This is a genomic window from Lysinibacillus sp. NPDC094403 (genome assembly GCF_050278745.1).
Classification (GTDB): domain Bacteria; phylum Bacillota; class Bacilli; order Bacillales_A; family Planococcaceae; genus Lysinibacillus.
Window position 1 is genome coordinate 23,620 of the sequence record NZ_JBNNTL010000021.1, and the last position, 23,888, is coordinate 47,507.

Here is a 23,888-nt window from a genome sequence, read left to right on the forward strand (position 1 = left end):
ACCATCTCGAAAAATAAAATAAACGCTTCCGTTAATTTAGGTATATCAATAAATTTGAACAAGTAGTGTCAGCGCTCATCACCAAAAATTAGAATGCATTACTTATAACATATGCCATGTATATAGTTGAAAAGAAAGGAGTGAGACGATGATTTCAACATTATTACTATTAATGTCAATTTTTTTATTGTTATATATAACGGAAAAAAGGCGTTTTCTCAATGCAGTAGTTTTAGGTTTTTTAGGGATGTATATTTTGAGCACAATAATTAGTCATTATCCTTTATTGCTCCAAAATGAGCAGGGGATTGTGTCGAAGATGGGTATAATTATAATACTTGGAAGTTTCCCGAGTATTATGTTTATTTTATCGATAGCTACGTTTTTTAATAGTAAAGTTTTACTTGAAAAAGAAGGACGTAAAGTTCGTAATCTATTGTTAGCTGTTTTTGGCTTGAGCTTTTTTATCATGATGATTTGGTATGTATTTGTGATTTTTGCAAATATCGAAAATGAAATTTGGCATATTCTTTTCTTCTATGCGTTTTTGGTTTTTGGTTATACAATGTTTATATACACAAGCATAATGGCCTATGCCACGCTATATCATTTTACATCAATCCTTTATGAGCCTAACTATATTATTGTACTAGGGTCAGGGTTAATCGGAGATAAAGTGCCACCACTTTTAGCTAGTCGTTTAGACGAGGCTGTAAAGCAATTTCAAAAATATGGTGAACGGCCTTACATTATCGTCTCAGGTGGACAGGGAATTGATGAAAAAGTATCAGAAGCATATGCTATGAAAAAATATATAGTTGACGAGCATCAGATGCCAACTCCAAAAGTATTAATGGAAGATCAATCGACAAATACTGAACAGAATATGGCATTCTCTAAAGAAATTATGGATAAACATGCTCAAGGAAAAAAATATCGATCCCTATTTGTAACGAATAATTTTCATGTTTTTCGTGCAAGTATTTATGCCAAAAAGGCGAAGCTTGATGCACAAGGCGTTGGTTCAAGGACTGCCTTTTATTATGTACCTAATGCATTTACTCGTGAATTTATCGGTTTATTAGAAATGTATAAATGGATTCATATCACTGTCTTTTTGTTTATGACATTGTTCATTGGATTAACCTTGAGAGCATATGTGTAACCAATTTCAAACTGTCTTCCATATAATAGTGGTAAGACAGTTTTTTATCTCTAATCAGTAAATGTTTTTTAGCGACAGCAACAATGTTTTTCTGTGCGAAAGCAAAGCGGCAGCAACAATGTTTTTCTGTGCGAAAGCAAAGCGGCAGCAACAATGTTTTTCTGTGCGAAAGCAAAGCGGCAGCAACATTGTTTATCTGTGCGAAAGCAAAGCGACAACAAGGTTTATCACGACAGCAACAACAATTACGCTGAGGCGAAATTGATAGTGTGCAAGGGGGGAAACGTATGTATAGGCAATTTTTAGCAAAACAAAATAAAGAGCGAATTAGATCCTTACAAAAGCTCACGCAAACACAAGATACATGGTTTGCGCAAAACATTAATTTGATAACAGTCGAAGAAGTACAATTAGCAGCTTTGCACAAAATATTATATCAAGTTGTGCGAGGACTTTTGAAAAAAAATCAACAACGACATTTACAAATTATACATCCAGAACAGACACAGTCAGTACAGGAGAATGTGCTAACGCTTTTAGCTGAATATGATGATTTACTGCGTGAAGCAATTCCACTCCCTATCTATATTTTCATTTGGCAAATTTCTTCTCTAGAGAAGATAGCCAATCGTGTTGAAGTTGTTGATGATTTACTTGATATATTGGAATGGTATTTTATTCACCAAAATGAGCAGGTGGAGGCGTTTGATGAAGAGGATCTAGATCATGAGGTCATCATTGACCTATACAAAGATGCCATTGAGGAACAGGATGCAGAGGCACAATTACAGCTTGGGGAATATTATAACGCAATTGATGGTGAATATTTCCAACCTGGAAAATCAATAAAGTGGTTTGAGTTAGCTGCATCACAAGGTAATGCTGATGCACAATATGCGCTTGGTAATTTTTATTTTGAAGGCATAGGTGTTCAAGAAAACTATAATACGGCTTTTTCATTGTATGAGGCTGCAGCAAAGCAAGGGCATCCAGATGCTGCTAATAATTTAGCGGATATGTACTTTAACGGTGAGGGAGTATCAGAAAATTTGGTCCTTGCGAAGAAGTGGTTTGATTTCGCCGCACAACAAGGTGTGGCAGAGGCTATGTTTACACTCGGAATTATTTACGAGCAAGGATTAGGAATCGATATAGACGAGGAGCAAGCATGTAGCTGCTATAAAAAATCTGCTGAAGCAGGCTATGTTGAGGCACAATACAGGCTTGGAGGAATCTACTTGGAGGGACGTCTAGGGCAACCTAAAGATGCGAACCGTGGATTATATTGGTATGAAAGAGCTGCAGAGCAATATCATGTCGATGCCTTTTATGATTTGGGCTTTATTTGGAGCCAAGGGTTAACAGGTATACGAAATATTGAAAAAGGTATTCATTGGTTTAAACAGGCTGCTCTTCAAGGTGATTCGGAAGCTAAATTACAACTAGGGCATATATACAATAAAGGCGAAGGAATAGCTAGAAGTATTAAAGAGGCTATAAAGTGGTATGGACTTGCAGCAGATGCAGGAAATGAGGAGGCAGCTAGTTTACTGCAAGAATTAAAAGGAATGTAAATTTTTTATTAAAAAATAATGAGTATTTAGATTCGATTATAAACTCCTTGTATGCAGGTCTTAAGTATTTATTTAGAGATATTATTTAGGTATATATTATCAGAACCAACGAATTGTAATAATATTAATATAATGAAGTGGTAATTACTACAAACTAAAACAAGGAAAATGTAAGCATAAAAAAACAGAGACGATGTAAATTGGCTACCCAAAAGTATTGTGGTAGCTTTTTTACTGCTTAGTACAATAAATTAAGTAACAGGGACTTTATATATAATTTATGGAAAAAAAAGTATATATGAAAATTGACAGCTATTTATAAAATGTATATTGTATATGAGTGATTTTGAAAGAGTAGATTAGTAGCTATAGCTAATTTTAATGTGATTTTGTTAGACTTTTTTTGCAATATTAATGGTACCTTTTCTTATTAGGCATGGACATGCTGAATAAGAAAATATAGGTTTACTTTGACCGATAAAAGGATTTTTTGTTGATATTTTGCTTATGTATGCCCATTTTTTAGTTGATTGTAGCCCGTAGCAGAAATCAGCGTCTTCTAATGAAAGGGATAGAAATGGTTAACTAACATCCTGATGGCTTATCACTAAAAGTTGAGAACGACATTTATTAAAACATATGCCACATATATATTAGTTGATTGGAGCGAAGGCTGGGCAACTCTTTACAACTGGTCGGACGTCTCAGGAAAGCACCCAGTCGGAATGGAACCGTCCTAATTTCTTATATTTCTGGTGAACGGAAATAGATTTTCTCAGCTTTTCAAAAGTACACGACATGAAAGAGGGTAAATGTGTGATTTTTCAAAAACAGAGAAAGACAATGGCATTAGATTTACAACAATACATTGTAAAAATGGATATAGCTAATAGCCATTCAATGAAACAGCAAATTGATTTGCTCAAATTGACAAATCGGGACTTACAATATTTAAAAGCCTTTCAACCTTTTGTAGAAGACAATATTGATCACATTGTTAATCGATTTTATAAAAAAATTGGAACTGAACGTAATTTAGTAGATATTATTAATAGACATAGTTCTGTGGAAAAGCTGAAAATTACATTGCGACGTCATATAATTGAAATGTTTAATGGTATGATTGATGATGATTTTTATCAAAGACGAGTTAAAATTGCTAAGGTTCATGTCCACATCGGGCTAAAAACGCATTGGTATATTTGTGCTTTCCAGGAGTTAACGGCATCATTTATTGACTTGGTTGAAGAACATATTAATCATCCTATGGATCAGCTCAATACAATTCGAGCTATCTCTAAAATTTCCAATTTTGAGCAACAATTGGTTCTAGAAGCGTTTGAGCACACAATTGAGCAACTTCATGAAAATATTGAACGTGAAAAAGAAGTGGTAGAGAAAAAGATTGTTGAGTCTTCGGAAGCCCTTGCCACAATATCTCAGGAAACGAATAACTCATTTTGTCGCTTAAGTAAACAATCAGATGAAATTAAACAACTAGCAAAAAAATCACTTCAAGTGTCGACTATGGCTGAGAGTCAGGCATTAGAAGGTCGTGAACGATTACAGAATCAATCACAAAATATGAGTAATATTATTTTCTCGCTTAATGATATAGCGGAAAATATTGCACAGTTGTCAGATATGTCAAAGGAAATGGAATCGATTATGAACGTCGTTACAAATATCGCCAATCAAACGAACTTGTTGGCTTTAAATGCGGCAATAGAAGCTGCTCGTGCTGGAGAAGCGGGTAAAGGCTTTAGTGTTGTTGCAGATGAAGTGAGAAAACTATCGATTCAAACAAAGGAATCTGTCACATCGGTAGCGACATTACTACACAAAACGAATGAGCGAACAGATAAACTTGTTCATTCGCTTAGTAATATTCAAGAAGAGGTAGCATCTGGTGAAGAAAATATGGTTCAAACGGAAGGACAATTTACAAACATATTGGAAGCTATGACCGAGGCCAAAGAACAAAATGGTCGGATGGAAAAAGAAGTACAAGCAATAGTAGAAATTCTAGGCGATTTAGGTATTGCCTTTAATGAAGTGAAAAATTCTGCTAAAACGTTAGCTAGCTTTGCACAAAATTTAAATTAATTAAGAGAAAAGTAAAAGGCGAAGAAATAGTGTTTAAATTTTTTTAGGTGCTACACACTTCAGGGTATAAATAACACTATATCAACTGTTAATATATAGTATCTATTATGTAGATAAAAGCCTCTAGTGAACATGTACTGTTTAATTCAATATATGCTATGAAACAAAAGGAGCTATCCAAACGCTGGATAGCTCCTTTCATGTCGTTGAAAAACTATTATGTCAATGAAATTAGGAGTCCTATTAAATAAAGTATGGCTCTTCGGCAAAACGAGAGGTTGATCTCCGTTCCGACTGTTCGATGAGCAGCTTTGGGCAACGAATGTTTTCTGTGCGAAAGCGTAGCGGCAGCAACAAATGTTTTCTGTGCGAAAGCTAGTAGACTGAAACGGAAATCACATCTAAAGCGCCACAACATTTACGCTGGTTAGCTCCATTTTTGCTAAATTTGTAAAGGGTTTAACGTAATTTTTCGATAAAAAAGTTTATACTGAATAAAGAACTAAAAATAGGGGCGGTTAATATGAAAACAGTTGTTGTATTAGGTGGCGGAATTACGGGATTGTGTACGATGCATTATTTACAACGCCAAGTTCAGGAGAAAAATTTAGATGTAAAACTTGTGCTTGTTGAAAAAAATACATACCTTGGTGGCAAGCTTCACTCTGCATACGAACAAGGTTTCATCATGGAAACAGGTGCAGATTCTATTGTAGCGCGTCATAAAGGTGTCATGGAGTTAGTAGAGGAACTTAATTTTGAGCACAATCTTGTGTACAATGAAACGGGTGTTTCATATATTTACACAAATAATGAGCTACATGCCATCCCAGCAGACTCAACGTTCGGTATTCCTATGAGCTTACAATCTCTTGAGGAAAGTACGCTTGTATCAGAGGAAGGTAAAAAAGAAGCATTAAAGGATTTAACAATGCCAAATGAAGAGTTTACAAAGGAAAGCTCTATTGGGGAATTTTTAACGTATTATTTAGGTGAGGAGCTTGTTCAAAACCAAATAGCACCCGTACTTGCAGGTGTATATTCGGGAGATTTAAATCAACTTTCAATTGCTTCCACTTTACCGTATTTAATTGATTACAAAAATGATTACGGTAGTATTATTAAAGGTTTCGATGCAAATAGGGAACAATTTGTGAAAGCATCCAATAAAAAATTTATTTCATTTAAAAATGGTTTATCATCACTAATTGATAGGCTTGAAGAAACATTAACGGATGTAGAAGTTATAAAAGGAATTGCCACTACTAGTGTTAAAAAGCAGGAAAATCAATACCTTGTTACATTAGCAAACGGTAAAATGATAGAAGCAAATCATGTTGTAATGGCACTGCCAAATGAATCGGTACAAAGCTTATTGCAGGATAAATCTTTGAACTGTTATTTTGAACAATTCAATACTGCATCCGCAATTACGATTTATTTAGGGTTTGATGTACCTGATAATAGATTACCAGCAGATGGAACAGGCTATATAGTATCCCATAATTCAGATGTTATTTGTAATGCAGCAACGTGGACAAGTCGTAAGTGGAAACATACCTCATCCGAAGGAAAACTACTTGTACGACTTTTTTATAAGAGCATTAACCCTGCGTATGAAAGATTGCGTATAATGACAAATGAAGAGTTAGCAGCTGTTGCCCTAGAGGATGTAAGAAAAAGCTTGGGGATTGAGGAAAAACCAACTGTTGTCGATGTGACAAAATGGATTGACCAGATGCCGAAGTATGATTTGGCACATCGTGAAGCGTTGCAAGGTTTAGTGCAAGAGCTTGAGAAAAACTATCCCAATTTATCGATAGCGGGATGCTCTTATTTTGGAGTAGGCATAGGTGCATGTATTCAAAATGGTAAAAAAATTGGTGAAGAACTTGCTGGAAAACTATCGTAATTGTCTGATATAAATCAAAATATTATATTTTTCGCAAAAATTATCCTGTGTTCAGTGAAATAGTCTTGACTCAATCGTTTGTAAACGTTATGATTCTTTTAATTATTTAAAAAATTCATACTAAATTCTTATCAAGAGAAGCTGAGGGACTGGCCCTATGAAGCTTCAGCAACCAACTTATTGTCAGGTGCTAAATCCAGAAGACCATTGTGTCGAAGATGAGAAGGAAAACAATTACGAAACGTTAAAGCCTTCTTTTTATGTAAAAGAAGGCTTTTTTATTTTCATAAATAAGGGAAGAGAGGCTAGTTTCATGGGATTGCTTGAAAGGTTAAAAACAAATGTTCTTACAGCAGATGGTGCAATTGGTACAGTTTTATATGGTTATGGCTTGGAGTACTGCCATGAGGAAATGAATATACAAAAACCTGAATTAATTGAAAAGATTCATAGAGAATATATAGCAGCTGGAGCCGATATTATTCAAACGAACACTTACGGTGCTAATGCAATAAAATTAGCCCGCTATGGATTAGAATCTCGTGTGCAGCAGTTTAATGAAGCTGCTATAACGATTGCAAAACGAGCGGCGGCAGAGGATGGACAATTTGTCTTAGGTACTATTGGGGGAATCCGCGGTATTCGAAAGAGTGACGCAACGTTAGAGGAAATTTTAGCAACGGTTGATGAGCAAGCTACTGTTTTACTTGCAGGAAATCCAGATGGCCTTTTACTTGAAACATATTATGATTTTGAAGAACTAACAGCAACTTTAACAATGCTACGAACTAAAACAATATTACCGATTATTGCTCAAGTTTCTATGCATGAACCAGGAGTTTTACAAAATGGAATGAGTTTAAATAACGCTTTACATGAACTTGAAGCGCTAGGTGCTGATATCGTAGGTGTTAACTGTCGCTTAGGTCCGCACCATACTATTCAAGCATTTGAAGGTGTAGAGCTTCCTGAAAAGGCTTTTATGTCGGCATATCCGAATGCCTCTCTTCTTGACTTGGAGGATGGCCGTGTCGTTTATGAATCAGAGGCAGATTATTTTGGGCGAGCAGCTGTAGCACTTCGTGACCAGGGGGTGCGTTTAATTGGTGGCTGCTGTGGTACGACACCAAAGCATATTGCTGCTGTGAAAAAGTACTTAGAGGAGCTATCTCCAGTAGAGGAAAAGTACGCGAAGCCCGAAAAAGTAGAGGTTTTACGTGAAGCAGAGCCACCAAATTACGAGCCATTACATGTAAAAGTAAAACGTGAACGCTCAGTTATAGTGGAATTAGATACACCAAGACATTTAGAGATTGAGGGCTTTATTAAAGGGGCAAAAAAATTATATGAGGCGGGCGCAGATGTCATCATGATGGCAGATAATTCACTTGCTTCCCCAAGGATTAGCAATGTCGCAATGGGTGCCTTACTGAAAGAAACGCACGGGGTACGCCCGATGACACATATAACATGCCGAGATCGTAATTTAATTGGTCTTCAATCACATTTAATGGGATTAAATGCACTAGGGATTCATGATATTTTAGCAGTTACTGGAGATCCGACAAAGGTAGGCGATTTCCCAGGGGCAACTAGCGTTTATGACGTATCATCAATGGAGCTAATCCAATTAATAAAACAATTAAATGAAGGTGTATCGTTCTCAGGGAAACCACTTCGTAAAAAGGCGAATTTCTCTGTAGCTGCTGCGTTTAATCCTAATGTACGTGTGCTGGATAGAGCTGTCTCTCGATTAGAAAAGAAAATTGAACATGGGGCAGATTATTTTATTTCACAGCCTGTTTATACAAAGGAAAAAATCGTGGAAATTTACGAGGCAACAAAGCATTTAGAAACACCAATTTATATAGGTATTATGCCAGTAACGAGCTATAAAAGTGCGGAGTTCTTACATCATGAAGTACCGGGCATCAAGCTATCAGATGATGCGTTAACGCGTATGAAGGCTTGTGGGGATGATAAGGAACGCGCAACACTAGAAGGGATTGCAATTGCCAAAGAATTAGTAGAAGTAGCAGCGGAATATTTCAATGGAATTTACCTCATCACACCATTTTTACGCTACGATATGACACTAGAATTAATGAAATTTATTGAGCAATTGGATGAACAGAAAAAAGGGGTAAGTATAAATGGCTAAGCACTTGATTGAAGAGCAACTAGAAAAACGAATTTTAATTCTTGATGGCGCAATGGGTACAATGCTACAAAATGAAAATTTATCAGCAGAGGATTTTGGCGGCGAGGAATATGATGGCTGTAATGAAAATCTCGTGCTAACTAGACCAGATGTGCTTGAAAAAGTTCATCGAAAATACTTAGAGGCTGGAGCAGATATTATTTGTACAAATACATTTGGAGGTACACCACTTGTATTAAATGAATATGATCTTGGTGCGAAGGCAGAAGAAATCAATAAACGGGCTGTGGAAATTGCACGCAAAGCAGTGGATGAGTTTTCAACATCCGACTGGCCACGTTTTGTAGCAGGGGCAATGGGACCAACTACAAAAACCTTATCGGTTACAGGTGGAATTACATTTGATGAGTTAGAGGAAAACTTTTATGTTCAGGCAAAGGCATTAATCGAAGCCGGAGCTGACGTTCTGTTGCTAGAAACTAGTCAGGATATGCTGAATGTAAAAGCAGGGACATTGGGGGTATCTCGTGCCTTTGAGGCAACTGGAAAAGAGCTTCCTGTGATGATATCTGGAACAATTGAACCGATGGGAACGACACTAGCCGGTCAAACAATTGATGCTTTTTATATTTCCATCGAGCATATAAAGCCATTGTCAGTTGGCTTAAACTGTGCGACTGGACCAGAATTTATGACTGATCATATCCGTTCGCTAGCAGAACTTTCAACAGGTTATATTAGCTGTTATCCGAATGCAGGCTTACCTGACGAGGAAGGCTGCTATCATGAGTCGCCTGAATCACTGTCACAAAAACTAAAAGGCTTTGCAGAAAAGGGCTGGCTGAATATCGTCGGAGGTTGCTGTGGTACAACGCCAGCACATATTGCTGCTATTCGAGAGGTGCTAAAGGACGAAAAGCCTCGCCAATTACCAGAAGCAACACATGGTCATGTAGTATCAGGTATAGAGCCGCTGGTGTATGACGATTCTATGCGTCCATTATTTATTGGAGAACGGACAAATGTCATCGGCTCTCGTAAGTTTAAAAATTTAATTATTGATGGGAAGTTTGAGGAAGCAGCAGAAATCGCGCGTGCTCAGGTGAAAAATGGAGCACATGTTATCGATATTTGTTTAGCAAATCCTGACCGTGATGAACTAGCGGATATGCGTGGCTTTATGCAGGAGGTTGTAAAAAAAGTAAAAGTACCTCTTGTTATTGACTCGACAGATGAAAAAGTAATTGAGGAAGCACTTAAGTTTTCTCAAGGGAAAGCCATCATTAATTCTATTAACTTAGAGGATGGAGAGGAGCGTTTTGACGCTGTTTTACCACTAGTAAAAAAATATGGAGCTTCTTTAGTTGTAGGTACAATCGATGAGCAAGGCATGGCGGTTGATCGACAACGCAAGCTAGAGATTGCTGAACGTTCATATAAATTGTTAACAGAAAAATGGGGTATTGCTCCTGAAGATATTATTTTTGACCCATTAATGTTCCCAGTAGGTACAGGAGATGAGCAATATATTGGATCGGCACTTGAAACGGTAGAAGGAATTCGCCTTATTAAAGAAAAAATGCCACGTTCATTAACGGTGCTTGGTGTAAGTAATATTTCGTTCGGATTACCACCAGTAGGTCGTGAAGTATTGAATGCCGTATATTTATATCACTGTACTCTTGCTGGTTTAGATTATGCAATTGTTAATACGGAGAAGCTAGAACGTTATGCATCTATTCCTGAGGAGGAAATTAAGCTAGCTAATGATTTACTCTTTAATACAAATGATGAAACATTAGCTGTCTTCACAGATTTCTATCGTGATAAAAAGAAGGAAAAAACAGAGGCAGATATTCCGAAAACAGTAGAAGGTCGCTTAGCTTACTATATTTTAGAAGGGACAAAGGAAGGGCTTATTGAGGATTTAGATGCTGCTCGTAAAATTTTTGAAGCACCGCTTGATATTATTAATGGACCATTAATGGATGGGATGGCAGAGGTTGGCCGTTTATTTAACGATAATCAGCTCATCGTAGCAGAAGTATTACAATCAGCAGGAGTTATGAAGGCAGCCGTGGCACATCTAGAGCAATTTATGGAGAAAAATGAAGAGAGTGCTGGCAAGGGGAAGATGGTACTTGCTACTGTAAAAGGCGATGTGCATGATATTGGGAAAAACCTTGTCGATATTATTTTAAGTAATAATGGCTATAAAGTGATTGATCTAGGTATTAAAGTAACACCTGCCCAGTTAATAGAAGCGATTCGCAAGGAGAAGCCAGATTTCATCGGGCTTTCAGGCTTACTTGTAAAATCAGCACAGCAAATGGTTATTACAGCTCAAGATTTCAAGGAAGCGGGTATTGACGTACCTATTTTAGTAGGGGGGGCGGCATTATCTCGTCGCTTTACTGAAACAAAAATCGCTGGCGAATATAATGGACCTGTCATTTATTCAAAGGATGCGATGCAAGGATTAGAGCAGGTAAATCGATTAATGGGGACAGATACACGTGCTGATTTCTTAGTTGAAATTGAGGAATCTCGAAAAAAACGCTTAGAGGCAGACGAAAAAAGAGCTGCTCGCCCGGCAAAAGAAGTAATTGTGAAGCCTGTACGCACTATAAAGGAAGCTTCTGTCTTTCTTCCAGCTGATATGCGACGCCATGTAAAGAGAGAATATGCTGTTTCGCATTTATATCCATATGTTAATATGCGGACATTACTTGGACATCATCTAGGTTTAAAGGGTCAAGTACAGCAATTACTTGATGTTGGCGATGCAAGAGCAACAGAGTTAAAAGATTTAGTCGATGATTATTTACAAAGTGATGTATTGAAGCCATCAGGTATGTATCAGTTTTTCCCTGCACAAGCAGATGGAGATGATGTAGTCGTTTATGATCCAGCAGATAGCAAAACAGAAATTGAACGATTTACCTTCCCGCGTCAGCAAGTTGAACCGTTTTTATGTCTTGCAGATTTCCTAAAAACAGTCGAGAGCGGTGAAATGGACTATCTTGCCTTAATGGTGGTAACAGCAGGGCAAGGTGTTATGGCGAAGGCACGTCAACTAAAAGAAGAAGGGAAATTCCTTGAAAGTCATGCATTACAATCTACAGCCCTTGAGCTTGCAGAAGGCTTCGCGGAGCGTATACACCAAGAAATTCGCGACCAGTGGGGCTTCCCGGATGCGACAGATTTTACAATGCGTGACCGTTTCGCGGCAAAATATCAAGGACAACGCTTCTCATTCGGCTATCCTGCATGTCCGAACTTAGAGGATCAAGAGAAACTGTTTGGCTTATTAAAACCAGAGGACATTGGCGTTCATTTAACGGAAGGCTTTATGATGGAGCCAGAGGCCTCTGTTTCAGCAATTGTTTTTGCACATCCAGATGCTCGATACTTTAATGTGTAATGCTAGAAAAAAATAGTGTATCTTTATGTGAAAAGTAGAAATGGTTGGGGCGTGAACGTGATGATTCGATTAATGGAAGAGAAAGATTTACCTGAGGTTTTAGAAATTTACAATGATATTATTTTAACGAGCAAAGCCGTTTATCGATATGAAACACAATCGTTAGAAGAAAAAAGACAATGGTTCAAGGAGCAGCAAACAACGGGTAATCCACTGCTGGTCTTTGACGAAAATGGCACAGTAACCGGCTTTGCAACATATAGTCAGTTTCGTCCATATCCAGGTTATAAGCACACAATGGAGCACTCAGTGTATGTGCATAAGGAACACTATCAAAAGGGGATAGCTTCACAGTTAATGCATGAACTTATTCGAATTGCTAAAAAGCAAGATGTGAAGACACTCGTAGCAGGCATTGATGGTGAAAACATCGGAAGCATTAAAATACATGAAAAACTAGGCTTCGAATATGCGGGTACAATTAAAAATGCAGGCTATAAATTTGGACAATGGCTAGATCTTGTATTTTATCAGCTACAGTTAACTGGACCAAAAGCATAAGGGTATGTCGTGTCATATTCTTTCTTTATAATATGTTAATCCTTGCTATACTCTTTTTGTTCAGCTTGCCTACTCATATCAATGCTACATTTAAAAGCCTAACGCCAAAAGTTGGGGATGAAATATACATTGTATAATAGGTTGATTGGAGTGGAGGCTGGGCGACTCCTCGGGGATCAGCGTCACAGATGAGACCCTGGAGCGAGCCTTGCGAGTGAAGCGGCTCATCGGACGCCCCCAGGAAAGCGCCCAGCCGGAACGGAAATCTACTCTACTTTATAGTGAGTAGCCATAAAAATTTATATTTATTTTCTTTGCAGACAAGATAAAAGGATATGACAAATGTCATATCCTTTTTATGATGTTTGCTTCTGTTGCATGATTACACTCTTGTTTTATGATGAGGTCATAAGGAAAAGGAAACGAGGGAGTAAAAACAATGGCAACAGATAAAGAAAAAACAAAAAAACTGCGCCAGGACGTAGCACCATTTGCGAAATCTGACACAGGTAAAAGTATTTTTCAAATGGTAAATACGATTGTACCTTTAATTGCTCTATGGGTAGCTGGCTATATGTTAGTAGATATTTCACCATGGCTAACAGTTGGGTTAAGTGTAATTTCTGCTGGCTTTGTCGTAAGAACATTTATTATTTTCCATGATTGTACACACGGTTCATTTTTCAAAAGTAAAAAAGCAAACGACTGGGTTGGTTTTGTAACTGGAGTGTTAACATCATTCCCGTATGAAAAATGGAAGCGTGAACATACAATTCACCACGCAACTAGCTCGAACTTAGACAAGCGTGGTATCGGTGATATTGATATGATGACAGTAGAAGAATTTTTACAAGCATCTAAAGGACAACGTTTATGGTATCGTTTTTACCGTAATCCGTTCGTAATGTTCGGCTTAGGCCCACTATTAATGGTATTAGTATTAAATCGTTTTAATCGTAAAGACGCTAAACAGAAGGAACGCTTTAACACATATTTAACAAATGTTGTTATTGCTGGAATTTGTATAGCTTTAATTTACTTTATGGGTTGGCAAGCATTTTTATTAGTACAGGGTGTAACATTATTTGTTGCTGGTTCTCTTGGTATTTGGTTATTCTATATCCAACATACGTACGAGGATTCTTATTTTGAGCATGATAAAGAATGGGATTATGTAAAGGCTGCTGTTGAAGGTAGCTCGTATTATAAATTACCAAAGTTATTACAATGGGCTACAGGTAATATCGGCTTCCACCATGTACACCATTTAGCCCCTCGTGTACCAAACTATAACCTTGAAAAAGCGCATAATGACATACCGCCATTACACACTGCAACGACTATTACGTTACGTACAAGCTTAGAATCATTACGCTACAAGTTATATGATGAAGAACAAGGCAAGTTTGTAAGCTTTAAAGAAGTTAATGAAATAATCAAGCGAAAAGCAAGAGGCAGTTTTGCTGCTTAGTAAAATTTTTTCAGCCATCTCTTCTTAGGGATGGCTGTTTTACGTAATAAAATCATATATTGTGGATGAAGCAACTGTACAGCTGTCACGGTAAAAACCATGTGCAGGCATAAAATTAATTTTCTTGTTATAATAAGGGAAAAGTAGGAAAGAGCGTGAGATTATGTTGAGGAAATGGCAAAGTATTATTCCGAATAGTCCAATGCTCAGCGTATATTTATGGATTATTTTCTGTTTCCTACCGTTTTTCTTCATCTTTAGAAAATCATCCTATATAGAAATATCAATGGGTATTACATTTTTAATGCTATATTTTATTTTCTATCGGTTTTCCATGAATTCGAAAAACGGTCTTGTTTATATGTGGATTAGCTTTGAAATGGTCATTAATATCGTTATGACCATATTGTTTGGCTATGTGTATTTATCAATTTTCACAGCTTTCTTCATTGGAAATATTCGTAAACCTGTTGGCTTCTATATTATGTATGGTCTACATATTGGTTTTACGGTTATTTCTACAGGTGCTGGCTTCTTCGTTGAGCTACATTTATTTTTATCACAACTACCATTTGTTGTTTTGACGATTCTAGCGGTTGTGCTTCTCCCACTAACGATTTATTCAAAAAATAAACGCGAAAATTTAGAGGGGCAGCTTGAGACTGCTAATGAACGAATAGCTGAGTTAATTGTTTTTGAGGAACGCCAACGTATTGCTCGGGATTTACATGATACTCTCGGTCAAAAGTTATCGATGATAGGCTTAAAAAGTGACTTAGCTTCAAGATTAATTGAACGTGATCCACAGCAGGCTCTAACAGAGATTAGGGATATTCGCCAGACAGCAAGTATCGCATTAAAAGAGGTACGTGAATTAGTATCCGGTATGCGAACAGCTAGGTTTGAGGATGAGCTTATGCGTATTTCTCAAATATTAAAGGCCGCTGAAATGGAGTTTGTATTTGAGGGTGATAAAGATTCATTACAAGTTCCACCACTTGTAGAAAATGTTTTATCCATGTGCTTAAAAGAGGCAGTTAATAATGTCGTTAAGCATAGTGGCGCTACAAAATGCGAAATTGCCTTCCATCAAAACTTTAAGGAAGTATATTTAGTAGTTCGTGATAATGGGCAAGGTATCTCCAAAAAGCAAGCTTGGAAAACTGGTAACGGATTAAAGGGAATGCGAGAACGCTTAGAGTTTATAAACGGTTTCTTTAAAATCGAAAGTGAAGAGGGCACTACTTTAACAGTGTCGATTCCAGTAGCGATTACGCATCAGAAGGTCAAAGAAAATCTGAAGAACATATAGAAAAGAGGATTGTGACATGATACGAATTGTAATTGCTGAAGATCAGGGTATGCTATTAGGCGCACTTCGTTCTTTACTTAGTATGGAGGATGATATGGAGGTCGTCGGCTTAGCAAAAAATGGTGAGGAAGCATTGGCGCTTGTAGAAGAGCATCAGCCTGATATTTGTATTATGGATATTGAAATGCCAGTGAAAACTGGATTGGATGCTGCTGAGGACCTGCATTGCTCAGGTTCTGATTGTAAAGTGATTATATTAACGACATTTGCAAGGCCGGGTTATTTTGAGCGTGCAAGAAAGGCCAGCGTTCGTGGCTATCTACTAAAGGATAGTCCGATAGAAGAATTGGCCAGTGCCATTCGTACAATAATGGATGGCAAAAGAATATATGCGCCTGAACTCGTTGATTTTGTCTATGAGGATGATAGTGAAAATCCTTTAACTGACCGCGAGAGCCAGGTACTGACACTTGTTGCAGAGGGGAAAACGACAAAAGAAATTGCTGCAGAATTATTTTTATCGGCAGGGACTGTTCGAAACTACATCTCCACTATTTTAGAAAAATTAAATGTTGGGAATCGTATTGAAGCCATTGCACGCTTTAAAGAAAAAGGCTGGAATAAATAAGTAGCTTAAGAACCTATCATGAATACCCTTATACCTAAGAAAGTGTATGGTTTAAAAATAGACAAAAGGCATTGAATCATTTAAATTCAGTGCCTTTTATTATTATAAAAAATATATTAGCATATTGAATATTTAGACTACTAATGATAATATTTAGAAAACTATAAATATTCTAATAGGAAGGATGAAAATGATTATGGGAAAAATTATGAAAGTTACTTCAACAGCATTATTAGCAACAACTTTTGCCATGACTAGCGCATATCCTTCAGCCGTTTTTGCTGCAAGCAACGATATGGTTGATCCAGTAGTTGAGACGGAGACATCTATCCCATTACAAAGTAATATGGATCTAGCTGTTCAGGCGGCACTAGTCGGTCCTGAAATTAAAAAATTAAATGTACTAGGTCATGAATTTAATGTAAAACCAGCTTCTATTTCGAAAAAGAATGAACTAACAGTTGTAAATGGGCAAATATCCCATCACTTAAGCTGGCGTCCGGATGATCAGTTATACTACCGTATTGATATAGAAAATGGAGAAGTAAAGAAAGTAGAGATTAAAATTGACCGTGGAGGTTGGACAAGTTTATCTGCACCATTTCTTGCTACATTAGCACAAAAGAATGATATCCCGATTACGCTCGAAATGATACAAGAACTTGGGCAAAAATTAGGTAGTCTTATTGATGGTAAATGGGAGTATGCAGCAGAAACAATTGTTTCAACCATTGCGTTACACGTTGAATAATATAAAACTTAAATCAGTGGGGCTTTTTTCATCCCCACTGATTATTTTTATGACACGTTTTTAAGAAATTCCTAACAGTGCTTGAGGAATCAGAGTTTGAAAATCCACAACTAAAGCCAGAAGCTTGTACGATTAAGCTTCTGGCTTCTTTATGTGGGACCTTATTTTTTACGTTTTGTTAAACGTCCAAGAACGAATGCACCTGCTGCTACAGCAAGGACTGTATTCGTTTTTTTCGTAAATACTTGCTTTGTTACAAGATTAACATTTTGTGGACGCTCCGCTAAACGGCGCATAAAGTAGCCGTACCAATCTTCGCCGAATGGTACATATACACAGAAGTTATAGCCTTCTTTTGCAAGCTCTTTTTGCATATCTGTACGGAAGCCGTAAAGCATTTGGAATTCGAATTTATCAAGTGGAATATTATTGTCAGCTACAAAGCGTTTTACGTGTGCAATAACATTATGGTCATGTGTTGCGATGGACGTAAATTTACCATGTAGTAAATGATATTCGATTAACTCGATGTAATTTAAATCAATATCTAACTTATCTTGGAAAGCAACCTCTACAGGTTCTTTATATGCACCTTTTACGATACGTAGACGATAGTCCTTGAATTTTTCGATGTCGTCCTTAGCACGGTAAAAGTAAGATTGGATAACAGTACCTACATTATTAAATGATTTGGATAACTCTTCAACCATATCAAAGGATGTTTGTAAACGGCCGTAGTTTTCCATATCAAAGTTAACGAATATATCATATGCTGCTGCTTTTTCTACAATCTCTTTTAAATTATCGTAGCAAAAATCAACATCAATATCTAAACCTAATTGAGATGGCTTTAACGAAATATGCGCATCAACGCCGTTTTCATGAATAGCTTCAATTACAGCAAGGATTTGTTCTTTAGCTTTTGTTGCTTCTTCTTCCGTTGAAACAAATTCCCCTAAATTATCTACTGTGCAAGAGATTTTATGTGCGTTAAGCTCTTTGATGCTCGCAATCGTTTCTTCAATATTTGTACCAGCTACTACACTTTGTGCTCCTAATTTTAGTCCGTATTTTTTTGCAGCACTATTTAATAGTTGGTTTTCAGATAAATGGATGAAAAAATCGCGTAATAACATGGTCATTCTCCTCACTGCATTTCTTTTTTCTATATTATAGCATAATTTAGAAAATAAATATTGTTTTTACTATAACAATTATTTCACTTCAAGCATTTGCATGCGCTCATTAAAAAGTGCAGGATAGCTTAAAAAACCTATCATTATGCTCGATAATGTCGCTGCTGTTAGCAGAGCGAAAATGATTAATAGTTGGAATTGCACCGCTTGAATAGGGTCTGCTCCGCCAATTATTTGTCCACTCATCATACCTGGTAATTGAACAAGACCAATTGTTTTTTGGCTTTCAATTGTAGGAATCATACTTGCCTTTATCGCATTCATTAGCTGTCGATGAATTGCCTGTTTTGGTGTGCCGCCAAGCGATAAAATTAACTCAATTTCGTTTTGATGACTTGCAATTTCCGATGTAAAACGATTTAAAAATAGAACCGATAATATCATTGAATTCCCAATCATCATGCCGCTAATTGGAATAATATACTGCGCTGTTGCAGGTACAATATCAAAACCAAGCAATACTCCTTGCGTAACAAATTCTACTACAATAAGAGTTAGTGCTATTTTCCATGTAATACCTTTAATACCTTTCCCTTTTTTACGAGCATTTAGTGTTGCTACTATAATCATTAAAGCAATCATAAGGAAAATATAAATATAGCTTTGAGCATCAAAAACAAATTTTAAAATGTAACCGACGGCAAGTAGTTGAATAATAGAACGAATAGTAGCTATGAGTGTATCTTTTTCAAGTCCTAGCTTTAAGGTTTTTGACAGTAGAAGAGGAATTAAAACAAAAATTAACGTTAAGGAAAGCGAAGTATACGTCATACATTCACCCCCTGTACAAATTCAGCGACACGTGGATTTTTAGGTGCGTTAAGTAAGGAGCTTTTTCCTGTTTCAATAAGTTCTCCGTCCATCATGACCCAAGTGTAATGTCCGATTGTCAGCGCTTGCTGTAAATTATGAGTTATCCAAATTATTGTGACATTAAACTTTTTATTGATTGTAGCAATAAGTGTCTCAATTTCCTGAACAGATTGACGGTCTAGTGCAGATGTGATTTCATCTAGCAATAAAATGGAGGATTGATTAATAAGTGTTCTTGCTATAGAAACTTTTTGTCGTTGTCCACCTGATAATTTATGCGTAGGGCGTTGTAAAAAGCTTTGATCGAGTCCGACATCTCGTAAATATTGAATAGCTTCTTGCTCTGTAAGCTGTTCTCCTTGTAACGAACGAGGAAGTGCAAGATTGTCAAATACAGTTCCTTCTATCATAGGGGCCGCTTGAAGAGCTATACTCACATGCCTTCTTAAAGCGGTTGGCTCGTATGTAGAAATGTTTTGATTATCAATTAAAATTTGACCATCTGTAGGGGATAGTAGTCCATTGCACAATTTAAGTAGAGTTGTTTTGCCAGCACCTGAAGGGCCGACTAATGTAGTGATTTTTCCTTTTGGGAATGAACCAGTAATCGATTTTATTATCATTTTGTCATTCGATGAAAAGGTGACCTGTTGAAAATGAATAGCAGGCTCATATGATGTATTCATAAAGTTAAAACTCCTTTATACTAATAGGTAAAATAACTGTAGCATGAAACAAAGGGAAGCTAAATAATATTTTACAGGTAATGGGTAAATTAAGTTAAGGGGGATAGAGAATGGATGTATTATATGTAGATACATTAACATATGCACAAGGTAATATGTACATCGTTGCTTCAGATGAAGGTCTTGTCTATATCGGAACACCAAATGCACCATTTGAAGAGGTGGAAGTGTGGGCAAAAAAGCCCTTTAAAGGCTATCACTTTGAAGAGAATAAAGATAAATTACAGCAATATATTAAGCAATTAACGGCTTATTTTAATAAAGAACTTACTGAATTTGATTTACCAGTACATGTCAAAGGAACACCCTTTCAACTAGCAGTATGGGATGCTTTGAAGGAGTTACCATATGGTACAACTACAACGTATTCAGATATTGCACATCGCATCGGTAATCCGAAAGCAGTAAGAGCTGTAGGTAGTGCAATCGGTGCTAATCCAATATTGGCAATTATTCCTTGTCATCGTGTGATTGGAAAAGATGGTAAGCTAACAGGCTTTCGTAGTGGACTAGCTATGAAAGAATTTTTACTTGAGCTAGAGAGAGTATAATAAGAAGAATCTGCATATGCTGCTTAAAGCGTTTGCAGATTCTTATTCTTCGTTGCAAAGGAATAAAAGCTCAATGAACACTATACATGTTCTTCTTGGACCTTGGTGTGTGTTTTACCGAAATGAGTTAGACGTTGAGCAAATGTTTCTCCTCGTACGGCAGAGCCTTTGAAAATATCTTGAAATTCATAAGCAGGAGCGCCATGTTCGATGACATCTAAGCCAGCGACTTCTTCCTCAGCGGAAACTCGTAATGGCACAAATGCTTTTATTATAAATAAACCAGCAGTTACAGAAACGCTAACCCAGACAATTGTAGCGATAACCCCAATTGCTTGCACACCTAATAAGCTAAAGCCTCCTCCATAAAATAATCCTTGACCACCAATATCAAACAAACCAACTGCAAGGGTACCCCAAGCACCACAGATACCATGCACAGCAATTGCACCAACAGGATCATCAATTTTTAATTTCCATTCAATAAAGCGGACGCCTTCAACTAATAATGGAGCAGCAATCAAGCCGATAATGATTGAACCGATAATACTAACATTAGCAGCACCAGCAGTAATAGATACGAGCCCTGCTAAAGCACCGTTTAATGTTAGTGAGCCATCAATATGACCATATCGAAACTGTGTATAAAAGGCAGTAGCGACAACTCCAGCAGCCGCTGCGAAAAATGTATTTGCGATTACGATAGGAACAAGTTTAGGATCAGCAGCTAATGTAGAGGCACCATTGAAGCCGAACCAACCAAACCAAAGTAAAAATACGCCTAAAGCTCCTAGTGGAATGCTGTGTCCTGTAATAACGTTAACACGACCATTTTCATATTTACCAAGACGGGGGCCGACCATAATCGCTGCTATAAATGCCGCAACTGCACCTGATAAGTGAACAACAGTAGATCCAGCGAAGTCAACAAAGCCAAGTTTTGTTAACCAACCTTGACCACTCCAAACCCAATGACCGACAACAGGATAAACAAGTGATGACATGAGAATAATAACGCCGATATAAGCAAAAATATTAGTACGTTCTGCCACTGCTCCAGATAAAATTGTTGCTCCAGTTGCTGCAAACATCGTTTGGAAGATAAAGAAGGAAAGATTATCTACACCTTTTAAAGCGAAGCCGCTTGTACCGAAGAAACCTCCAACTGTATCACCGAACATAATGGCGTAACCACATAGAAAATAGACGATACCGCCAAGTGAAATAGTAAGGAAGTTTTTCATAATAATATTGACTGCGTTTTTTGAACGCGTAAAGCCAGCCTCCACCATCGCAAATCCTGCATGCATAAAGAATACTAAAATTGCACCGAGCATCATCCAAACTAAATTTACAGATAATATTACTTCATCCATATATTTTGCCTCCTTTATTCTACTGCAATCGATCCGACTTCTTTAGTGCGGATACGAATTGCTTGTTCTACTGGATAAATAAAGATTTTACCGTCTCCAACCTTGCCGGTTGCTGCATCACGTAATAAAACTTCTACAATTGGATCTACTTTTTCGTCATCTACAATCATTTCTAATTTCAACTTCGGTAAAAATTCAATTTCATAGGTATTTCCACGAAATAGCCCAGTCCGGCCTAATTGCCTTCCGCAGCCAGCAATTTCAGAAACACTTAGTCCTGCAATTCCTTCCTGTGCCAGTCCGTCCCTAACAGTACCGAAAACTTCAGGACGAATGATTGCTTCTATTTTTTTCATCAATACCAGCTCCTTGCGTAATTTTAATTTACATGTTAAAACGACATAAAAAGCAGTGCAATTATTATTTTGTTATGCATGTTACGTTTTGTTACATCATGTATTTCGCGTTTCGTAATAGTTTGCTAAAAAGGTTTTTCTAAGAGGAATGAAAGCGGTACTAAAAAAATGTGTCTAAAATGTGTCTGGTTTGAAATTTTCTGATTATTCATGTAAGGAAATCTAACATTAATACAGGAGAATGTTCAAACGCAAGAAATTGGGTATATAGTGTATACTAGGACTAATTATCAAAGCGGAAGAAGGGGTTTCTTGTGAGATCAAACTATGCAGATGATAGCTTAGCGCTACACACGGACTTATACCAAATCAATATGGCAGAGTCGTATTGGGCTGATGGTATACATAATAGAAAAGCAGTTTTCGAATTATATTTTAGAAAGTTACCTTTTGGCAATGGTTATGCAGTTTTTGCAGGATTAGAGAAAATCCTTGAATATTTAAGTAATTTCCGTTTCAGTGATTCAGACATTGCGTATTTACGTGAAGAGGTTGGATATAAAGAGGATTTTATCGAGTATTTAAAAAATATTCGATTTACAGGGGATATGTATTCTATGGTGGAAGGAGAAATTGTTTTCGCTAATGAACCAATTGTTCGCATTGAAGCACCGTTAGTGGAGGCGCAGCTAATTGAAACCGCATTACTTAACATTGTGAACTACCAAACCTTAATCGCAACAAAGGCAAGTCGTATCAAACAAATTATAAAAAATGAAGTGGCGATGGAGTTTGGTACACGACGCGCTCATGAGATGGATGCAGCGATCTGGGGAACACGAGCAGCGTTTATAGGTGGTTTTGCTTCAACTAGTAATGTGAGAGCAGGTAAACTCTTCAATATACCAGTATCAGGAACACATGCACATGCACTTGTACAGGCTTATAAAAATGATTACGATGCTTTTCACGCCTATGCAAAACGTCATCGTGATTGCGTATTCCTTGTAGATACTTACAATACGTTAAAATCGGGTGTACCAACAGCGATCAAAGTTGCTAAAGAGCTTGGTGACAAAATTAACTTTATTGGAATTCGTTTAGACAGTGGAGATATAGCTTTCTTGTCGAAAGAAGCACGTCGCATGTTAGATGAGGCAGGTTTCCAGAACGCTAAAATTATCGTATCAAATGACTTAGATGAATACACGATCTTAAACTTAAAGGCTCAAGGTGCAAAAGTTGATGTGTGGGGAATTGGTACAAAACTTATTACAGCTTACGACCAACCTGCTTTAGGGGCTGTTTATAAAATGGTCGCTATTGAAAATAAAGATGGACAATTAGAAGATACGATTAAAATATCAGCGAATGCTGAAAAGGTAACAACGCCAGGTTTAAAAAATGTATATCGCATTATTGATAGAAAAAACGGCAAGGCAGAGGGAGATTACATTACGATGCAAGATGAAAACCCTCAATCAGAGGAACGAATTAAAATGTTCCACCCTGTTCATACATTCGTATCAAAATTTGTAACAAACTTTGAAGCTAAGAATTTACATCATCATGTGATCAAAAATGGCGAAATTAATTATCAAAATCCTACTTTAGAAGAAATGCGCGATTATGCAGCTGAGAATTTAGAGTTGTTATGGGATGAATATAAACGTGCCATGAATCCTGAAGAATACCCAGTCGATTTAAGTCAAAAATGCTGGAATAATAAAATGCGCAATATTGAAGAAGTAAGTGATATGGTCAATCGATTGTAAAGCGTAAGGA

The 23,888-nt window shown here is 37.0% G+C and carries 18 protein-coding genes and 1 riboswitch; of the genes, 13 read left to right on the top strand and 5 right to left on the bottom strand.

The annotated features are described in order from the left end of the window. Window positions 1-148 precede the first annotated feature (148 nt). From ACQKMV_RS20885 to ACQKMV_RS20935, 11 genes are all read left to right on the top strand, one after another. Complete coding sequence (locus ACQKMV_RS20885) at window positions 149-1,165, top strand: YdcF family protein (protein ID WP_427506247.1); 1,017 nt, start codon at window positions 149-151, stop codon at window positions 1,163-1,165. 287 nt (window positions 1,166-1,452) lie between these two features. Next, window positions 1,453-2,739, top strand: a complete 1,287-nt coding sequence (locus tag ACQKMV_RS20890; RefSeq protein WP_427506248.1) for an SEL1-like repeat protein — start codon at window positions 1,453-1,455, stop codon at window positions 2,737-2,739. A gap of 816 nt (window positions 2,740-3,555) precedes the next feature. Then, window positions 3,556-4,845: a protoglobin domain-containing protein gene (locus ACQKMV_RS20895; protein ID WP_427506249.1), complete on the top strand. Its 1,290-nt coding sequence runs from the start codon at window positions 3,556-3,558 to the stop codon at window positions 4,843-4,845. A 523-nt stretch (window positions 4,846-5,368) separates the two neighbouring features. Further along, window positions 5,369-6,757, top strand: a complete 1,389-nt coding sequence (locus tag ACQKMV_RS20900) for a protoporphyrinogen oxidase (RefSeq protein ID WP_427506250.1) — start codon at window positions 5,369-5,371, stop codon at window positions 6,755-6,757. Window positions 6,758-6,882: 125 nt separating this feature from the next. After that, window positions 6,883-6,982: riboswitch (SAM riboswitch) on the top strand. Between the two features lie 88 nt (window positions 6,983-7,070). Further along, complete coding sequence (locus tag ACQKMV_RS20905; RefSeq protein WP_427506252.1) at window positions 7,071-8,918, top strand: bifunctional homocysteine S-methyltransferase/methylenetetrahydrofolate reductase; 1,848 nt, start codon at window positions 7,071-7,073, stop codon at window positions 8,916-8,918. Continuing rightward, a complete protein-coding gene (metH, locus tag ACQKMV_RS20910; RefSeq protein WP_427506253.1) occupies window positions 8,911-12,342 on the top strand; it encodes a methionine synthase in 3,432 nt (1,143 codons plus the stop codon). The genes ACQKMV_RS20905 and metH overlap by 8 nt, the downstream gene beginning before the upstream one ends. A 60-nt stretch (window positions 12,343-12,402) precedes the next feature. Continuing rightward, window positions 12,403-12,903: an N-acetyltransferase family protein gene (locus tag ACQKMV_RS20915; RefSeq protein WP_427506254.1), complete on the top strand. Its 501-nt coding sequence runs from the start codon at window positions 12,403-12,405 to the stop codon at window positions 12,901-12,903. A gap of 439 nt (window positions 12,904-13,342) precedes the next feature. Continuing rightward, window positions 13,343-14,374 (top strand): fatty acid desaturase, encoded by a 1,032-nt coding sequence (locus tag ACQKMV_RS20920; RefSeq protein WP_427506256.1) that lies wholly within the window; start codon window positions 13,343-13,345, stop codon window positions 14,372-14,374. A 163-nt stretch (window positions 14,375-14,537) separates the two neighbouring features. After that, complete coding sequence (locus ACQKMV_RS20925) at window positions 14,538-15,686, top strand: sensor histidine kinase (RefSeq protein ID WP_427506257.1); 1,149 nt, start codon at window positions 14,538-14,540, stop codon at window positions 15,684-15,686. Between the two features lie 16 nt (window positions 15,687-15,702). Further along, window positions 15,703-16,314: a response regulator gene (locus ACQKMV_RS20930; protein ID WP_427426253.1), complete on the top strand. Its 612-nt coding sequence runs from the start codon at window positions 15,703-15,705 to the stop codon at window positions 16,312-16,314. 190 nt (window positions 16,315-16,504) lie between these two features. Beyond that, window positions 16,505-17,065, top strand: a complete 561-nt coding sequence (locus tag ACQKMV_RS20935) for a methyltransferase (protein ID WP_427506259.1) — start codon at window positions 16,505-16,507, stop codon at window positions 17,063-17,065. Window positions 17,066-17,226: 161 nt separating this feature from the next. Here the strand turns inward: ACQKMV_RS20935 and ACQKMV_RS20940 are convergent, their stop codons facing one another. From ACQKMV_RS20940 to ACQKMV_RS20950, 3 genes are all read right to left on the bottom strand, one after another. Then, window positions 17,227-18,201 (bottom strand): proline dehydrogenase family protein, encoded by a 975-nt coding sequence (locus ACQKMV_RS20940; RefSeq protein WP_427426251.1) that lies wholly within the window; start codon window positions 18,199-18,201, stop codon window positions 17,227-17,229. 78 nt (window positions 18,202-18,279) lie between these two features. Then, window positions 18,280-19,032: an ABC transporter permease gene (locus ACQKMV_RS20945; protein WP_427506260.1), complete on the bottom strand. Its 753-nt coding sequence runs from the start codon at window positions 19,030-19,032 to the stop codon at window positions 18,280-18,282. Continuing rightward, entirely contained in the window at window positions 19,029-19,760 is a 732-nt protein-coding gene (locus tag ACQKMV_RS20950) for an ABC transporter ATP-binding protein (protein WP_427506262.1), read from the bottom strand. The genes ACQKMV_RS20945 and ACQKMV_RS20950 overlap by 4 nt, the downstream gene beginning before the upstream one ends. A gap of 110 nt (window positions 19,761-19,870) precedes the next feature. Here ACQKMV_RS20950 and ACQKMV_RS20955 point away from each other — a divergent pair, with 110 nt between their 5' ends. Further along, entirely contained in the window at window positions 19,871-20,371 is a 501-nt protein-coding gene (locus tag ACQKMV_RS20955) for a methylated-DNA--[protein]-cysteine S-methyltransferase (RefSeq protein WP_427506263.1), read from the top strand. An 80-nt stretch (window positions 20,372-20,451) separates the two neighbouring features. Here ACQKMV_RS20955 and ACQKMV_RS20960 read toward each other — a convergent pair whose 3' ends face one another. Both ACQKMV_RS20960 and ACQKMV_RS20965 read right to left on the bottom strand, forming a co-directional pair. Further along, a complete protein-coding gene (locus ACQKMV_RS20960) occupies window positions 20,452-21,747 on the bottom strand; it encodes an ammonium transporter (protein ID WP_427506264.1) in 1,296 nt (431 codons plus the stop codon). Window positions 21,748-21,761: 14 nt separating this feature from the next. After that, window positions 21,762-22,103 carry a P-II family nitrogen regulator gene (locus ACQKMV_RS20965; protein ID WP_427506266.1) on the bottom strand — a complete coding sequence of 114 codons (342 nt, stop codon included), beginning with the start codon at window positions 22,101-22,103 and terminating at the stop codon, window positions 21,762-21,764. Window positions 22,104-22,417: 314 nt separating this feature from the next. On the opposite strand from ACQKMV_RS20965, the gene ACQKMV_RS20970 reads away from it, so the two are divergent. After that, on the top strand, window positions 22,418-23,878 hold the full coding sequence (locus ACQKMV_RS20970; RefSeq protein ID WP_427506267.1) for a nicotinate phosphoribosyltransferase: 1,461 nt from the start codon (window positions 22,418-22,420) through the stop codon (window positions 23,876-23,878). The last annotated feature ends 10 nt before the right edge of the window (window positions 23,879-23,888 follow it).

Bases quoted from the DNA above. Each gene is read 5' to 3' on its own strand.
- ACQKMV_RS20885 (WP_427506247.1), top strand. From the start codon at position 149: ATGATTTCAACATTATTACTATTAATGTCAATTTTTTTATTGTTATAT.
- ACQKMV_RS20890 (WP_427506248.1), top strand. From the start codon at position 1,453: ATGTATAGGCAATTTTTAGCAAAACAAAATAAAGAGCGAATTAGATCC.
- ACQKMV_RS20900 (WP_427506250.1), top strand. From the start codon at position 5,369: ATGAAAACAGTTGTTGTATTAGGTGGCGGAATTACGGGATTGTGTACG.
- ACQKMV_RS20905 (WP_427506252.1), top strand. From the start codon at position 7,071: ATGGGATTGCTTGAAAGGTTAAAAACAAATGTTCTTACAGCAGATGGT.
- metH (WP_427506253.1), top strand. From the start codon at position 8,911: ATGGCTAAGCACTTGATTGAAGAGCAACTAGAAAAACGAATTTTAATT.
- ACQKMV_RS20915 (WP_427506254.1), top strand. From the start codon at position 12,403: ATGATTCGATTAATGGAAGAGAAAGATTTACCTGAGGTTTTAGAAATT.
- ACQKMV_RS20920 (WP_427506256.1), top strand. From the start codon at position 13,343: ATGGCAACAGATAAAGAAAAAACAAAAAAACTGCGCCAGGACGTAGCA.
- ACQKMV_RS20925 (WP_427506257.1), top strand. From the start codon at position 14,538: ATGTTGAGGAAATGGCAAAGTATTATTCCGAATAGTCCAATGCTCAGC.
- ACQKMV_RS20930 (WP_427426253.1), top strand. From the start codon at position 15,703: ATGATACGAATTGTAATTGCTGAAGATCAGGGTATGCTATTAGGCGCA.
- ACQKMV_RS20935 (WP_427506259.1), top strand. From the start codon at position 16,505: ATGATTATGGGAAAAATTATGAAAGTTACTTCAACAGCATTATTAGCA.
- ACQKMV_RS20940 (WP_427426251.1), bottom strand. From the start codon at position 18,201: ATGTTATTACGCGATTTTTTCATCCATTTATCTGAAAACCAACTATTA.
- ACQKMV_RS20945 (WP_427506260.1), bottom strand. From the start codon at position 19,032: ATGACGTATACTTCGCTTTCCTTAACGTTAATTTTTGTTTTAATTCCT.
- ACQKMV_RS20950 (WP_427506262.1), bottom strand. From the start codon at position 19,760: ATGAATACATCATATGAGCCTGCTATTCATTTTCAACAGGTCACCTTT.
- ACQKMV_RS20955 (WP_427506263.1), top strand. From the start codon at position 19,871: ATGGATGTATTATATGTAGATACATTAACATATGCACAAGGTAATATG.
- ACQKMV_RS20960 (WP_427506264.1), bottom strand. From the start codon at position 21,747: ATGGATGAAGTAATATTATCTGTAAATTTAGTTTGGATGATGCTCGGT.
- ACQKMV_RS20965 (WP_427506266.1), bottom strand. From the start codon at position 22,103: ATGAAAAAAATAGAAGCAATCATTCGTCCTGAAGTTTTCGGTACTGTT.